Raw genomic sequence first — 14998 nt, 5'->3', positions numbered from 1 at the left:
GGAGTTTGAGATGACAAAGGTTGTTCAGACAAAAGAAGCACCGGAAGCGATTGGACCCTATTCGCAAGGGATTATTGTTAATAACATGTTTTACAGCTCAGGGCAGATTCCTTTGACTCCGTCAGGTGAAATGGTGGACGGAGACATCACTGAACAGACGCACCAGGTTTTCCGCAATTTAAAAGCTGTGCTGAAAGAAGCGGGCGCCTCACTTGAAACCGTTGTGAAAGCGACTGTGTTTTTGGCTGATATGAGTCAATTTGCTGAGGTTAATGAGGTCTACGGCCAGTACTTCAATACGCATAAACCGGCAAGATCATGTGTAGAGGTGGCGCGTCTCCCGAAAGATGCATTAGTTGAAATAGAAATCATTGCCCTCGTGAAATAGATGAATGATGAAAAGGTGGTTTTGTATATCAAAATCATCTTTTTTTGTTGGAAATTTTGACAATACAGTGTGTTTTTATCCCAATATTAGAAAAATATTTTTAATTATGCAGGAAAACAGAAAAAACCGTTGAATAATTACACTAATGTTTTTATATTGGGAAAAGGTGGTGAACTACTGTGGAAGTTACCGACGTAAGATTACGCCGCGTGAATACCGATGGTCGCATGAGAGCGATTGCATCCATCACGCTGGATCACGAATTTGTCGTGCATGACATTCGTGTAATTGATGGAAACAATGGTCTTTTCGTTGCGATGCCAAGTAAGCGTACACCTGATGGAGAATTTCGTGATATCGCTCATCCAATCAACTCAAGCACCCGCGGAAAAATTCAGGACGCGGTGTTAAATGAATATCATCGTTTGGGTGACGTTGAGGAAATAGAATATGAAGAAGCGGGAGCTTCTTAAAAAAGAAGGGCTTATGAATAAGCCCTTTTTGTTTTGAAAAAAATGATGGTATAATAATTAAATTACAATATATGGTTGTTTCAAGCGTATATCAGTAAATGGGCGAAAAGCACAATTGAAGAGTTGAGAACACAGCTTTTGGCCAGCGGGCTGACATGAAAAGCTGAGGAACCTGCTCAATTGCAGAATTCCAGATATGTTCTAAAACATCTAAAATTTGTCGCCTTCATTTGCTGATTTCTCTTTTTGGCTTGCTTGAAATCAACTCATATTTAGGATATATTTTTCTATGGATAATAGGGATAATGGAGGCCAATAAATGGATAAGCGGTTTGCAGTTGTATTAGCAGCTGGTCAAGGAACAAGAATGAAATCAAAGTTATATAAAGTTCTTCATCCTGTTTGCGGAAAGCCGATGGTCGAACATGTTGTCGATGAAGCTCGTAAGCTATCATTGGCTAAACTTGTCACAATTGTCGGACATGGTGCAGAAGATGTCAAAAAACAGCTCGGGGAAAAGAGTGAATATGCCCTTCAAGCTGAACAGCTCGGTACGGCACACGCTGTTAAGCAAGCCAAATCAATTCTTGCGGGCGAAAAGGGAACGACGATCGTCATTTGCGGAGATACTCCGCTGTTAACGGCTGAGACAATGGAAGCGATGCTCCGGGAGCATCAGGAAAAAGCAGCAAAGGTCACGATTTTGACGGCAGTTGCAGAAGATCCGACAGGCTATGGACGCATCATCCGCAATGAAAACGGCGATGTTGCAAAAATTGTCGAACATAAAGATGCAACAGATGAGGAACGTCTTGTCAAAGAAATCAACACGGGAACTTACTGTTTTGATAATCAAGCTCTTTTCGAGACGATAGAGCAGGTATCAAATGATAATGTCCAAGGGGAATACTACCTTCCTGATGTGATTGAAATCTTAAAGAATCAAGGTGAAACTGTTGCCGCTTATCAGACTGATCACTTCCAAGAAACACTCGGAGTCAATGACAGGGTCGCCCTTTCTCAAGCTGAAGCTTACATGAAGCAGCGCATCAATAAACGTCACATGCAAAACGGCGTCAGCTTAATCGATCCTCTCAACACATACATTTCACCGGAAGCCGTCATCGGCCGGGATACTGTCATTTATCCTGGAACGATGATTAAAGGCCGCGTTGTCATCGGCGAGGATACGATAATCGGACAAAACAGCGAATTGGAAAACAGTACGATTGGAAGCCGGACGGTGATCAAACAGTCCGTTGTCGTGAATAGTGAAGTGGGCGACGATGTGACAATCGGTCCGTTTGCTCACATCAGACCTGACTCGAAAATCGGCAATGAGGTAAGGATCGGCAATTTCGTAGAAGTGAAAAAATCACAATTCGGAGATCGCAGCAAAGCATCTCATTTAAGCTACATAGGGGACGCGGAAATCGGAACGGATGTTAATCTCGGCTGTGGTTCGATTACCGTTAATTATGACGGGAAAAATAAATTTACAACCAAAATTGAGGATGGAGCATTTGTAGGCTGCAACTCCAATTTGATCGCTCCTGTTACAATTGGCCAGGGCGCCTACGTAGCTGCGGGTTCAACCATAACAGACGATGTACCCGGCCGGGCTTTGTCTATTGCTAGAGCAAGACAAGTCAACAAGGAAGACTACGCTAAGAATAAACACAAAAAATAATCCTAAATCGGAGGTTTACCATGTCTAATCAATACGAAGACGACAATTTGAAGATTTTTTCCTTAAACTCAAATCCGGAACTTGCGAAAGAAATCGCAGATATCGTAGGAGTGGAGCTGGGAAAGAGTTCTGTTAAACGCTTTAGCGACGGTGAAGTTCAAATCAATATTGAAGAAAGCATCCGCGGCTGCGACTGCTACGTCATTCAATCTACAAGCGCTCCCGTTAATGAACATATTATGGAGCTTTTAATTATGGTTGATGCACTGAAACGCGCCTCTGCTAAAACGATTAATATCGTGATGCCTTACTACGGCTATGCCCGTCAAGATCGAAAAGCGCGTTCACGTGAGCCGATCACTGCTAAATTGGTGGCGAATCTGCTCGAAACAGCCGGTGCTACCAGGGTGATTGCCCTTGATCTGCACGCGCCGCAAATTCAAGGTTTCTTCGATATACCGATCGACCATTTAATGGGTGTTCCGATTTTAGGAAGTTATTTTGAAGAGAAAAATTTGAACGATATTGTTATTGTGTCTCCTGACCACGGCGGGGTAACGCGGACCCGTAAGCTGGCAGACCGCTTGAAAGCTCCGATTGCGATTATCGATAAACGCCGTCCGAAGCCGAATGTAGCTGAGGTTATGAATATTATCGGACATATTGAAGGGAAAACGGCTATTTTAATTGATGATATTATCGATACGGCAGGAACGATTACATTGGCAGCCAATGCGCTCATCGAAAGCGGTGCATCTGAAGTGTATGCTTGCTGTACGCATCCTGTTCTGTCAGGTCCGGCAATTGAAAGAATCAATAATTCCAAAATAAAAGAGCTTGTTGTGACAAACAGCATCGAGCTGCCGGAAGAAAAGAAAATCGAGAAGTTCAAACAGCTTTCTGTCGCACCGCTATTGGCGGAAGCCATCATTCGCGTGCATGAAAAACAATCTGTCAGCTTCCTGTTCGATTAATTTGGCGATTCTGGTTTAAAGTTTTGTCGTTATGGGTATGGTTTTAGGAAGACCAATCTAACGATGGGATGGTGCTGAGTATGGCAATTTTAAAAGCGGAAGAAAGAACGGACGACAAACGTTCCTCTTTAAGGAAAATCCGGTTATCGGGATTTGTGCCTGGCGTGATTTACGGAAAAAACTTGGAGAATAAGTCTGTTGCACTGGATAGTATTGAGCTTTTAAAAGTCTTGCGCAATGAGGGGAAAAATACGATTATCAGTTTGGATATCAATGGTGAACGGCACTCTGTCATGGTGACTGAAATACAAACAGACCCACTGAAAGATGCAATTGTACATGCTGATTTCAAAGTGGTTGATATGGAAGCGGAAATGGAAGCAGCCGTCCCTGTTAATCTAACGGGTGAAGCCGAGGGTATCAAGCAGGGCGGCGTACTTCAGCAGCCGCTCTACGAACTTTCTATTACTGCAAAGCCGAAGAGCATCCCGCAAACGATTGAGGCGGACATTTCTCGTCTCGAAGTTAATGATGTTCTAACCGTTGGCGACATTCCGGCAAAAGGTGATTATTCATTCAATCATGAGCCTGATGAAGTCGTTGCATCCATTCTCCCTCCCCAAAAGCAAGAGGAAACGGAAGCCGAATCAGCAGCTCAAGAAGTTGAGGAACCAGAAGAGTAAAAAAACGAATAAATACCTAAGGCGTAACCCTCCCGCGGTTACGTCTTTTGTGCTAGAATGAGGGGAATTAGGACGCTCCCCTCAGGTATGCCTGAGGCAGGGTTTTGATTAAGGGAGGATATACAATGCTTTTGTTTGCAGGTTTGGGCAATCCGGGAAAAACATACGAAAAAACGAGGCATAATGTAGGGTTTATGACGATCGATGAACTTTCCAAGGAATGGAACATTGCCCTTGATAAAACAAAATTCAACGGACAATATGGAATTGGATTTGTTTCCGGCAAAAAGGTTCTACTTGTTAAGCCGCTTACATATATGAACTTATCGGGAGAATGTTTGAGGCCGCTTATGGACTATTACGAGATCCCTGTTGAGAATATGAAAGTGATTTATGATGATTTGGATCTTCCGACCGGAAAAATCCGTCTGAGGACGAGAGGAAGCGCCGGAGGGCACAACGGTATTAAATCGATGATTCAGCATCTTGGGACATCGGATTTTAACCGAATCAGAATCGGAATAGGCCGACCGGTAAACGGCATGAAGATAACGGATTATGTCCTGGGCGCTTTTACGTCAGAAGAAGAACCGGCTGTACAGGAAGCTGTCCGAAAATCGGTCAATGCATGTGAAGCTTCTCTGGATAAACCATTTTTAGAAGTCATGAATGAATTTAATGCAAAGGTATAAGACGATTAGGAACAGAACATACTAGTCTTAAAAAGACTGGCTATGGGAGGTTCCTTTATGGCTTTGCATTATTACTGCCGTCATTGCGGCGTGAAAGTAGGAAGTCTTGACCATTCTTATGTCAATAGTGAACAATTGGGGTTTCATCACTTAACAAATGAGGAAAGAAACGATATGATTTCTTATAAAGATAATGGGGATTTACACGTCATGACGATATGTGAAGATTGTCAGGAAGCGCTGGAACGAAACCCGGATTATCATCAATATCAATCATTTATTCAATAAAAAGCTTTGGTGTAGAGACTAGACCAAAGCATTTTTCTATTTGAGGAAGAGAGGAGGGGCTCATTTGAACAATATTCAATCCTACATTACAAAAAGCGATGATTTTAAATCCATCGTGAACGGTTTGAACGAAGGGCTGAAGGAGCAGCTGCTTGCGGGGCTCTCCGGATCTGCCCGCTCATTATTTACAGCCGCTCTTTCAAAAGAAATTAAACGGCCGTTATTTTTAATTACACATAACCTTTATCAGGCTCAAAAAATTACAGACGATTTAACAGGGCTGATAAACGATCAGCCTGTCCTTTTATATCCTGTCAATGAATTGATTTCATCGGAAATTGCGGTTGCGAGCCCTGAGCTGCGTTCGCAAAGACTGGATGTGTTAAATAGGCTTTCAAGCGGGGAAGCACCGATCGTGGTTGCGCCCGCAGCGGCTGTCAGAAGAATGCTGCCTCCTGCGGAGGTTTGGAAGGAGAGCCAGATCCAAATTGAAACCGGCCGGGAAATCGATCCGGAAAAACTGATTCAGACCCTCGTTCAAATTGGATATGAACGGACCGATATGGTTGCAGCTCCCGGGGAATTCAGCATTCGCGGGGGCATTATCGATGTCTACTCATTGACAGAAGACAACCCTATCCGCATAGAACTGTTTGATACTGAGATCGATTCAATTCGCATTTTCAATACGGATGATCAGCGCTCTCTGGAGACGCGCGATACAGTGGAGATCGGCCCGGCAAAGGAGCTGATCGTACGGGAAGAAGATCGGCAAAGGGCGCTTGAGCAAATGGAGAAAGGCCTTGCCAGCAGTCTTAAGAAACTGAAGCTGGATAAACAAAAAGAAATCCTCCATCAAAATATAGCGGAGGACAAAGAGCGGCTCACGGAAGGAAACATTGGCCAGGAAATGGTCAAATACATTTCTTATTTCTATGAGAATCCTGCTAGTTTGCTAGATTATTTCCCGAAAAATACTCTGCTCATACTGGATGAGATCAGCCGTGTTCACGAAATGGAAGACCAGCTGCAAAAGGAAGAGGCTGAATGGATCACGAGTCTTCTTGAAGAAGGCAAAATTCTTCATGACATGTCCATGTCATTCCCTTTTCACAATCTCATCTCGACACAGTCTCGCCCGATTTTGTACTATTCGCTGTTTTTGAGGCATGTTCAGCATACAAGTCCGCAAAACATCGTGAATGTTTCCAGCAAACAAATGCAAAGCTTTCACGGTCAGATGAATGTGCTCAAAAACGAGATTGAACGGTTTAAAAAATCCAAATACACGACCGTTTTTCTAGGGGACAGCCGGGAGCGCGTCGAAAAGCTCGCATCGGTTCTGTCGGATTATGACATAGAAGCTGCGCAAGCAGATCAAGACGCGGCGCTTGCCCAAGGACAAATCTACATCATGGAAGGCGGCCTTCAATCGGGTTTTGAGCTTCCTCTGATGAAGCTGGCTGTCATCACCGAGGAAGAATTGTTTAAGAAACGCGTAAAAAAGCAGGCGCGCAAACAAAAGCTGACAAATGCAGAAAGAATCAAAAGCTACTCAGAATTGCAGGTCGGTGATTATGTCGTCCACGTCAACCATGGAATCGGAAAATATTTAGGCATCGAAACGCTTGAAATCAACGGCATCCACAAGGATTACCTGAACATTCATTACCAGGGAAGCGATAAACTTTACGTGCCCGTTGATCAAATCGACCAGGTTCAGAAATATGTCGGTTCAGAAGGCAAAGAACCGAAGCTGTACAAACTGGGAGGAAGCGAATGGAAGCGGGTCAAGAAAAAGGTTGAAACATCTGTTCAGGATATCGCAGACGATTTGATTAAGCTCTATGCGGAAAGAGAAGCAAGCAAAGGTTATGCCTTTTCTCCAGACCACGAAATGCAGCGCGAATTTGAAGCCGCTTTTCCTTATCAAGAAACAGAGGACCAGCTGAGATCGATTCATGAAATTAAAAAAGATATGGAAAAAGAACGGCCGATGGACCGGCTGCTTTGCGGAGATGTCGGGTACGGCAAGACAGAGGTTGCTATCCGTGGCGCCTTTAAAGCGATTGCAGATGGAAAGCAGGTGGCTATCCTTGTACCGACTACTATTTTGGCCCAGCAGCATTATGAAACAATATTGGAGAGATTCCAGGATTATCCGGTTAACATCGGCCTGCTCAGCCGGTTCCGGACTAGAAAAGAAGCGACTGAAACGATTAAAGGCCTGAAGAACGGCACGATCGATATTGTAATCGGAACCCACAGGCTTTTGTCAAAGGATGTCGTGTACAAAGATCTGGGCTTGCTCATCATTGATGAAGAACAAAGGTTCGGAGTCACACATAAGGAAAAAATTAAACGAATCAAAGCGAATGTCGATGTGCTGACTTTGACGGCGACTCCAATACCCCGAACCCTTCATATGTCCATGCTTGGAGTCAGGGATTTGTCAGTGATCGAAACCCCTCCGGAAAACCGCTTTCCCGTTCAGACATATGTTGTCGAATACAACGGGGCGCTGGTGAGGGAAGCGATAGAACGAGAGCTCGCCAGAGGCGGCCAAGTATACTTCTTGTACAATCGGGTCGAGGACATTGAAAGAAAAGCTGAAGAAATTTCAATGCTTGTGCCTGATGCCAAGGTGGCGTATGCCCATGGGAAAATGACAGAAAACGAACTTGAATCGGTTATGCTGAACTTTTTAGAGGGAGAATCAGATGTTCTCGTCAGTACGACAATTATTGAAACCGGCGTCGATATTCCAAACGTCAATACGTTAATTGTGTACGATGCCGACAAAATGGGCCTTTCACAGCTGTATCAGCTGAGAGGCCGTGTCGGACGCTCTAATCGGGTAGCTTACGCCTATTTTACGTATCGAAAAGACAAAGTCCTGACAGAAGTGGCTGAAAAAAGACTTCAGGCTATTAAGGAATTCACTGAACTCGGGTCTGGTTTCAAGATCGCCATGCGCGACTTGACGATACGCGGAGCCGGCAACCTTCTAGGTGCACAACAGCACGGGTTTATCGATTCCGTCGGGTTTGATTTATACTCGCAAATGCTCAAGGAAGCGATTGAAGCGCGCAAGGGTGATGTGCCGCAAGCTGAAAAGTTTGAACCGGAAATCGATTTGGAGCTTGATGCGTATATTCCGCAGACCTATGTGACGGACGGCAAGCAAAAAATAGATATGTATAAACGATTCAGATCCGTTGCAACCGCTGAAGAAAAAAGCGAGCTGCAGGATGAAATGATCGACCGTTTCGGCGAGTACCCGAAAGAAGTCGAGTATTTATTTGCGATTGCAGAAATGAAGGTATATGCCATCAGAGAGCGCGTCGAGCTGATTAAGCAGGAGAAAGAAGCCGTCAGACTGACGATCGACGAAAAGGCAAGCTCTGAAATCGATGGACAAAAGCTGTTTGAACTCGGCAGCAAATACGGCAGGCAGATCGGTCTTGGAATGGAAGGCAAGAAACTCAAAATCTCGATTCAGGTGAAAAACCGCAAACCTGAAGAGTGGCTGGAGACGCTGCTTGAGATTTTAAAAGGCTTGCAAGACGTTAAAAAACAAACCATTGCTTCATCGTAAATTTTTGTTGTTACTCACGTATATTACATTTGATGTGAAGGATACTAAAATCAATCAAGAGTGGAGAGTGTTTCAAGTACACAGCTCTGTTACATCCACCAGATATATCATCAAATGAAAGAGAGGCAGCACAGATGAAAGCAACTGGTATTGTACGTCGGATTGATGATTTAGGCCGGGTCGTGATCCCGAAGGAAATACGAAGAACCTTGCGTATTCGTGAGGGGGACCCTTTAGAAATATTCGTGGATCGGGATGGGGAGGTTATTTTAAAAAAATATTCTCCTATCAGCGAGCTTGGCGATTTTGCTAAAGAATACGCAGACGCGCTTTATGACAGTTTAGGGCATTCTGTACTGATCTGCGACCGTGACGTGTATATCGCAGTATCGGGAAGCTCCAAAAAAGACTACTTAAACAAGTCCATCAGCGATATGGTAGAAAAAGCGATGGACCAGCGAAACTCCGTGTTGGACGGGGATGCGAAGACGATCCAGCTGATTGACGGCATTGACGAAGAAGTCGCATCTTATACAGTGGGCCCGATTGTTGCAAACGGTGATCCGATCGGAGCTGTCGTGATTTTTTCTAAAGACCAGTCAATTGGTGAAGTGGAACATAAAGCAGTCGAAACTGCCGCCGGTTTCCTGGCGCGTCAAATGGAACAATAGGTCTCATTCCTTTTATTTGGACATTCCTGCCGTTCAGGCAGGAATGCCGAAGTGTTTAACACGCCCGGAATATCGTATCAACCAGTCGGAACAGCACCCTTTTGGGCTGTTCTTTTTTTTAGTTGGCGGTTAAAAAGGGAGGGAACTGCACGGTATATGGTATAATAAGCACGTTTCATGTGCTTTTCAGGAAGAGATGAAAAGCGCATTGAAAGGAGCTTGCAGAATGGGCTTTTTAAACGGCCAAAGACGGCTTCTTTGGCAAGGCGCCTTTGTGTTGTCATTGGCGGGAATTTTATCAAAAATATTAAGCGCTGTTTATAGAGTGCCTTTTCAAAATATAGTGGGAGATGTCGGTTTTTATATTTTTCAGCAAGTGTATCCGATGATAGGAATATCTGTGCTGCTTGCGACATCCGGCTTTCCGGTCATCATTTCCAAGCTTTTGAATGATCACGGTGCGGACAGCCGCGGGAAGATTCTCCGCGTGTCTATGCTGTTTGTGTCAGGAGTCGGCCTTGTTTTTTTTCTTCTTCTTTTTATCGGAGCTGCGTCTATTGCAGGCCTGATGGGCGACCCGGAGCTTGCCCAGGTCATCCGCGCCGTTTCGTTTTCTTATTTGCTGCTCCCGTTCGTATCCTTATTCAGAGGCTATTTTCAAGGAAGCGAGCAGATGCTGCCGACGGCATTTTCACAAATCGGCGAGCAGTTTTTCCGTGTCGCAGCCATCCTCATTTTGACGTGGTGGCTTGTAAAGAACGGATACTCTTTATATGATGCCGGAGCCGGAGCAGCCTTTGGCTCTCTGGTCGGAGGCCTGACAGCATTTTTCATCTTGGCGGCATTTTGGGTAAAGAGGAAAAGAAACCGCGCTGTTCATCATGCGGGTGTTGAGACGAAAACGATTGTCAAACAGCTTTGTCTGTACACGGTGACGATCTGTGCTGCCAGCCTCATGCTAATTCTCATCCAGCTTGTTGACGCGCTGAACTTATATTCATTGCTGGCGGGACAAGGAATGGACGAGCTTCAGGCGAAACATACAAAAGGTGTTTATGACAGAGGCCAGCCGCTGCTTCAATTAGGAACCGTTTTTGCGGCGAGCATTGCGACTGCTCTTGTCCCATCTCTTTCTAAAGCGAGAAAACAGGAGGAAATCAAGGCTGCACAAGAAAAAATCCAATCTTCAATTAAAATGAGCTTGGTGATTGGCACTGGTGCGGCGGTAGGCCTCATTTGCATTTTGGAGCCGGTTAATGTCATGCTGTTTAAAAACAGCGAAGGGACGGCAGCGCTTCAAATGTTCAGTATTTCAATTTTTTTTGCGTCGCTTGCTTTGACCATCACCGCTGTTTTACAAGGTCTCGGGGATACATTTTTTCCGGCCGTCTCCGTTTTCAGCGGTTTTTTGCTGAAAGCTGTATTCAACTTCATGCTGATTCCTTCCCTCGGTATATCCGGAGCAGCCTTGGCTACTGTCGCGGCATTCGCCGCTGTCGCCGGGCTTAACCTGTTACAGCTGAAAAGGAAGGGCTTGATCAAACTTTCGGAATACAGAATCTCCGGGATTTTGATCTCGGCATTCATCATGGCGGCGGTCTTGTCATTTTGGCTCTATGCGTTTGAAACAGTGCTGCCGCATGAAAGCAGATGGCTGTCGGCAGCAGAAAGCCTCAGTGCGGTTTTCATCGGCGGAGCAGTCTTTTTGTACAGCATATTAAAATTACGCGTGTTTTCAGAAAAAGAACTCGAGCTTGTACCTTTTGGCAGCAAGCTCCTGACATTCAAACGAGAAAGGGGCGGCGGGAATGACTCGTAAAATAACAGTTGTCGGTCTCGGGGCAGGCGATATGAATCAATTAACTCTTGGCGTCTATAAGCGCCTTACACAAGCTGAGGTGCTATACGTCCGGACGGAAGACCATCCATTAATAGAAGAGCTGAGAAAAGAAATTCCGACCATTCATTTTTTTGATGAGATCTATGAAAAGCATGATCAATTCGATGAGGTTTATGAAGAAATCGTTGCAAGGCTTTTTCAGGAAGCAGAGAAGCGGGATGTGCTCTACGCCGTTCCGGGCCATCCGTTTGTAGCGGAAAGAACCGTGCAGCTGTTGCTTGAAAGACAGCATATATATCAAGCGGAAGTAGAGGTGGAGGGCGGCCACAGTTTTCTTGATGCGACATTTAACGCCTTGGAGATCGATCCGATTGAAGGATTTCAATTTGTTGATGCCGTTCAATTTTCAGCAGATGAAGTGGAGCTCTGCCATCACCTCATTATTTGCCAGGTTTATGATCAAATGACCGCTTCCGAAGTAAAGCTTACATTGATGGAAAAGCTGCCTGATGATTATGAGGTTGTGATCGTAACGGCGGCGGGAAGCAGCAAAGAAGAGGTCAGAAAAGTGCCGCTTTATGAACTGGACAGAAGTGTCGGTATCACCAATTTGACGAGCGTTTACGTTCCTCCTGTCAAAGACGAAGCTGTTCTTTATCAGGAATTTTCGATGTTCCGCCGCGTCATAAGGGAGCTTCGCGGACCAAACGGCTGCCCTTGGGATCAAAAACAGACTCATCAATCATTGAAAAAATACTTAATAGAAGAGTGTTATGAAGTGCTGGAAGCCATCGATGAAGAGGATTCTGATCATCTGGTTGAAGAGCTTGGCGATGTCATGCTGCAAGTCCTTCTCCATGCGCAAATCGGTGAAGATGAAGGTCTCTTTGCCATTGATGATGTCATACGCGGAATCACTGCGAAAATGATCAGAAGGCATCCGCATGTTTTCGGGGATGCTGCAGTAAATGATGAGGCCGACGTCATGGCAAACTGGGAAGAGATTAAGAAGCAGGAAAAACAGACCGATAAAATATCGCTTCTCGATGATATTCCGAAGCCGCTGCCCGCTCTGTCAAAAGCGAATCAGCTTCAGAAAAAAGCAGCAAAGTCCGGATTTGACTGGTCTGATGTTCAAGATATTTGGGACAAAGTTCAAGAAGAAATGAAAGAATTTTCTTTAGAAATTTCCGAAGCTGAACAGGACGGCAAAAAAATAAAAGAAGAATTCGGAGATCTTTTATTTGCTCTCGTCAACATCGGCCGGTTTTATAAAATTGAGCCCGAAGAAGCGCTCACTATGACAAATGCCAAGTTTTACAGACGGTTCAAGCATATTGAACAATCGGCAAAACGCGTCGGAAAGGACCTCGAAAGCATGACGCTTGAGGAAATGGACGAATTCTGGAATGAAGCGAAAGAAATCGAAAGGGGCTGATAAGCCATGAGACTTGATAAATTTCTAAAGGTATCAAGACTGATTAAAAGACGGACGCTTGCCAAAGAAGTGGCGGATCAGGGGAGGATCTCGATCAACGGCCAGCAGGCAAAAGCAAGCTCTGATGTTAAAGCGGGAGACGAGCTTGAGGTTCGCTTCGGTCAAAAACTCGTTACTGTCAAAGTCAATGAACTGAAAGACACGACGAAAAAAGAAGAGGCTGCGAATATGTACACCGTCCTGAAAGAAGAGAAACTCGGAGGGGAATAGGCTTGTTCTAAAAAAACACCTCATCTCATACAATGCAGTAACGAATCTTATAGTATGAGGATATGGGGGATGAATAGATGAGTTTATACTATGACCAGCATAACCCTTCCAACGGGTCATCTGTCCCGGAACATAACGTCATGATGAAGGGCCGCAAGCTGTTGGATATTTCCGGCGTCAAACAGGTTGAGAGCTTTGATAATGAGGAATTTTTGCTTGAAACCGTGATGGGTATGCTGGCGGTCAGAGGCGAAAACTTGCAGATGAAAAATCTGGATGTGGAAAAAGGAGTTGTCTCCATTAAGGGAAGAGTGCTTGATCTCGTCTATTTGGATGAGCAGCAGGGGGAGAAAGCTAAAGGGTTTTTTAGCAAGTTGTTTAAATGACGCTGACCACACAGTTCTATACGATGCTCGCCATGGCCGGAATGGGGGCATGGCTGGGCGCTTCCCTTGATACCTACACCCGATTTGTGATTCGCGCTAAAACCGCCAGGTGGCTTTTATTTATCCATGATCTGCTGTTTTGGATGGTACAAGGTCTCCTTTTTTTCTATGTTCTGCTCAGCGTAAATGAAGGAGAGTTGAGAATTTACATCTTTTTGGCGGTCATGCTGGGATTTGCCGCATATCAAAGCCTTTTTAAGCAAATCTATATTAAAATCTTGGGATGGATGATCTCCTTCTTTGTTTTGATCTGCCGTATGACATCAAAAATGATGCAGATGGTGATATTTCGCCCTGTTGTGTGGACATTTCAGTCCTTTTTGGCAATTATTCTGTTCTTGATGAGAAATATCTATGTTCTTTTTCGTTTTTTTGCGGTATGTTTATATAAGATCTTAAAATTCGCAGGCTATCCGTTTTATTTCTTAATATATCAATGCTATAGGCTTCTTCCCGCCCGTATTCGGGGAATGCTGAGACGCTTTTTACAAAAGGGAGCAGGATTTTTCAAAAAGGGAAAGAAACTATTCATAACAATTAAAACGAAATTACTAAAAAAATGAAGGAGGCCGTCTGGAATTGAACGATACTAGCAAACGCAATATTTCTCAAATTCAAAATGAATATAAAGAGCAAATGGAACGGAAACAGCAGCATTTGAAACGAAAAAGGCGCGGTCTATACAGACGGTTGACGGTATTTGGGGCTGTCGCGCTGCTTTCGGCGATCGTGATGGTCAGCTCGCTTTGGTCGCAGACCTCAGATATCAGTGCAAAAGAAGAGAAAAAACAAGAGCTTTTGAAAAAGCTGGATCAGCTGGAAGCAAAAAAATCAAACTTAAAAGATGAGATTGTCAAATTAAAGGACGAGGATTACGTTGCAGAGCTTGCCAGAAAGGATTATTACCTCTCAAAGGAAGGGGAAATCATCTTCAAGTTTGATGAGAAGAGCAAGTAGCCTTGTTGACACTTATTTTTTTCTTTATGTATAATTAAAGAAATGATCTTTTTTAAGTCTAAGGAGGAGCACTTTTTTTATGTCGATTGAAGTTGGCAGCAAGTTGCAAGGGAAAGTAACAGGTATTACAAATTTTGGAGCATTTGTTGAATTGCCTGGAGGATCAACAGGTCTCGTTCATATCAGTGAAGTAGCCGATAATTACGTCAAGGACATCAATGATCATCTCAAGGTCGGTGATCAAGTACAAGTCAAAGTCATCAATGTAGAGAAAGATGGCAAGATCGGTTTGTCCATCAAAAAGGCTGTAGACCGTCCTCAATCAAGACCTAGAAATGATTTCCGCTCTAAAGAAACGTTCGAACAGAAAATGAATAAGTTTTTAAAAGATAGTGAAGATCGCTTATCGTCTCTAAAACGTAACACGGAATCAAAACGTGGAGGGCGCGGAGCAAGAAGAGGTTAACTTGCTGCTTTCTATATAAACGAAAGGCATTCGTCTTATCCCAGCGGATGCCTTTTTATTTTTCCGAAAAATTTTATTCGAATTTCTATTGACGGACGGGACAATCCTTTGTATTATAGAACTT

At 44.2% G+C, this 14998-nt stretch carries 16 protein-coding genes; all 16 read left to right on the top strand.

Annotated features, from left to right (window positions below; genetic code table 11):
• Nucleotides 1–10 precede the first annotated feature (10 nt).
• The 16 genes from ridA (at nt 11) to BTA30_RS09425 (ending at nt 14874) form a co-directional block, all read left to right on the top strand.
• On the top strand, nt 11–388 hold the full coding sequence (gene ridA / locus BTA30_RS09500; RefSeq protein ID WP_076761019.1) for a 2-iminobutanoate/2-iminopropanoate deaminase: 378 nt from the start codon (nt 11–13) through the stop codon (nt 386–388).
• Between the two features lie 179 nt (nt 389–567).
• Nucleotides 568–861, top strand: a complete 294-nt coding sequence (gene spoVG / locus BTA30_RS09495) for a septation regulator SpoVG (RefSeq protein ID WP_003178198.1) — start codon at nt 568–570, stop codon at nt 859–861.
• 319 nt (nt 862–1180) lie between these two features.
• Complete coding sequence (gene glmU / locus BTA30_RS09490; RefSeq protein WP_076761018.1) at nt 1181–2551, top strand: bifunctional UDP-N-acetylglucosamine diphosphorylase/glucosamine-1-phosphate N-acetyltransferase GlmU; 1371 nt, start codon at nt 1181–1183, stop codon at nt 2549–2551.
• Nucleotides 2552–2571: 20 nt separating this feature from the next.
• Nucleotides 2572–3525 carry a ribose-phosphate diphosphokinase gene (locus BTA30_RS09485; protein ID WP_076761017.1) on the top strand — a complete coding sequence of 318 codons (954 nt, stop codon included), beginning with the start codon at nt 2572–2574 and terminating at the stop codon, nt 3523–3525.
• Nucleotides 3526–3605: 80 nt separating this feature from the next.
• On the top strand, nt 3606–4208 hold the full coding sequence (locus BTA30_RS09480) for a 50S ribosomal protein L25/general stress protein Ctc (protein WP_076761016.1): 603 nt from the start codon (nt 3606–3608) through the stop codon (nt 4206–4208).
• 125 nt (nt 4209–4333) lie between these two features.
• Nucleotides 4334–4900: an aminoacyl-tRNA hydrolase gene (gene pth / locus BTA30_RS09475; RefSeq protein WP_076761015.1), complete on the top strand. Its 567-nt coding sequence runs from the start codon at nt 4334–4336 to the stop codon at nt 4898–4900.
• 57 nt (nt 4901–4957) lie between these two features.
• Nucleotides 4958–5188: an anti-sigma-F factor Fin gene (gene fin, locus BTA30_RS09470; RefSeq protein ID WP_076761014.1), complete on the top strand. Its 231-nt coding sequence runs from the start codon at nt 4958–4960 to the stop codon at nt 5186–5188.
• 64 nt (nt 5189–5252) lie between these two features.
• Entirely contained in the window at nt 5253–8786 is a 3534-nt protein-coding gene (gene mfd / locus BTA30_RS09465) for a transcription-repair coupling factor (protein ID WP_076761013.1), read from the top strand.
• Between the two features lie 134 nt (nt 8787–8920).
• A complete protein-coding gene (gene spoVT, locus BTA30_RS09460; protein WP_076761012.1) occupies nt 8921–9457 on the top strand; it encodes a stage V sporulation protein T in 537 nt (178 codons plus the stop codon).
• A gap of 226 nt (nt 9458–9683) precedes the next feature.
• Nucleotides 9684–11276 (top strand): putative polysaccharide biosynthesis protein, encoded by a 1593-nt coding sequence (locus tag BTA30_RS09455; RefSeq protein ID WP_076761011.1) that lies wholly within the window; start codon nt 9684–9686, stop codon nt 11274–11276.
• The gene (gene yabN / locus BTA30_RS09450) at nt 11266–12735 is read left to right on the top strand and encodes a bifunctional methyltransferase/pyrophosphohydrolase YabN (RefSeq protein ID WP_076761010.1); all 1470 of its coding nucleotides are present in this window, start codon (nt 11266–11268) and stop codon (nt 12733–12735) included. The genes BTA30_RS09455 and yabN overlap by 11 nt, the downstream gene beginning before the upstream one ends.
• A gap of 6 nt (nt 12736–12741) precedes the next feature.
• Complete coding sequence (locus BTA30_RS09445) at nt 12742–13005, top strand: RNA-binding S4 domain-containing protein (protein ID WP_076761009.1); 264 nt, start codon at nt 12742–12744, stop codon at nt 13003–13005.
• Nucleotides 13006–13082: 77 nt separating this feature from the next.
• A complete protein-coding gene (yabP, locus tag BTA30_RS09440) occupies nt 13083–13391 on the top strand; it encodes a sporulation protein YabP (RefSeq protein WP_076761008.1) in 309 nt (102 codons plus the stop codon).
• Nucleotides 13388–14014 (top strand): spore cortex biosynthesis protein YabQ, encoded by a 627-nt coding sequence (gene yabQ / locus BTA30_RS09435; protein WP_076761007.1) that lies wholly within the window; start codon nt 13388–13390, stop codon nt 14012–14014. Before yabP ends, yabQ begins: the two co-directional genes overlap by 4 nt.
• 16 nt (nt 14015–14030) lie before the next feature.
• The gene (locus tag BTA30_RS09430) at nt 14031–14408 is read left to right on the top strand and encodes an FtsB family cell division protein (RefSeq protein ID WP_076761006.1); all 378 of its coding nucleotides are present in this window, start codon (nt 14031–14033) and stop codon (nt 14406–14408) included.
• A 79-nt stretch (nt 14409–14487) separates the two neighbouring features.
• Nucleotides 14488–14874 (top strand): S1 domain-containing RNA-binding protein, encoded by a 387-nt coding sequence (locus tag BTA30_RS09425; RefSeq protein WP_076761005.1) that lies wholly within the window; start codon nt 14488–14490, stop codon nt 14872–14874.
• Nucleotides 14875–14998: the final 124 nt, after the last annotated feature.

The sequence above is a fragment of the Bacillus swezeyi genome, assembly GCF_001969815.1.
GTDB lineage: Bacteria > Bacillota > Bacilli > Bacillales > Bacillaceae > Bacillus > Bacillus swezeyi.
The sequence above is the reverse complement of the archived record's forward strand: the minus strand, read 5'-3'. Positions and strand labels throughout refer to the sequence as shown.

Coding starts and splice junctions, on each gene's coding strand:
- ridA (WP_076761019.1), top strand. CDS start 11: ATGACAAAGGTTGTTCAGACAAAAGAAGCACCGGAAGCGATTGGACCC.
- glmU (WP_076761018.1), top strand. CDS start 1,181: ATGGATAAGCGGTTTGCAGTTGTATTAGCAGCTGGTCAAGGAACAAGA.
- BTA30_RS09485 (WP_076761017.1), top strand. CDS start 2,572: ATGTCTAATCAATACGAAGACGACAATTTGAAGATTTTTTCCTTAAAC.
- BTA30_RS09480 (WP_076761016.1), top strand. CDS start 3,606: ATGGCAATTTTAAAAGCGGAAGAAAGAACGGACGACAAACGTTCCTCT.
- pth (WP_076761015.1), top strand. CDS start 4,334: ATGCTTTTGTTTGCAGGTTTGGGCAATCCGGGAAAAACATACGAAAAA.
- fin (WP_076761014.1), top strand. CDS start 4,958: ATGGCTTTGCATTATTACTGCCGTCATTGCGGCGTGAAAGTAGGAAGT.
- spoVT (WP_076761012.1), top strand. CDS start 8,921: ATGAAAGCAACTGGTATTGTACGTCGGATTGATGATTTAGGCCGGGTC.
- BTA30_RS09455 (WP_076761011.1), top strand. CDS start 9,684: ATGGGCTTTTTAAACGGCCAAAGACGGCTTCTTTGGCAAGGCGCCTTT.
- yabN (WP_076761010.1), top strand. CDS start 11,266: ATGACTCGTAAAATAACAGTTGTCGGTCTCGGGGCAGGCGATATGAAT.
- BTA30_RS09445 (WP_076761009.1), top strand. CDS start 12,742: ATGAGACTTGATAAATTTCTAAAGGTATCAAGACTGATTAAAAGACGG.
- yabP (WP_076761008.1), top strand. CDS start 13,083: ATGAGTTTATACTATGACCAGCATAACCCTTCCAACGGGTCATCTGTC.
- yabQ (WP_076761007.1), top strand. CDS start 13,388: ATGACGCTGACCACACAGTTCTATACGATGCTCGCCATGGCCGGAATG.
- BTA30_RS09425 (WP_076761005.1), top strand. CDS start 14,488: ATGTCGATTGAAGTTGGCAGCAAGTTGCAAGGGAAAGTAACAGGTATT.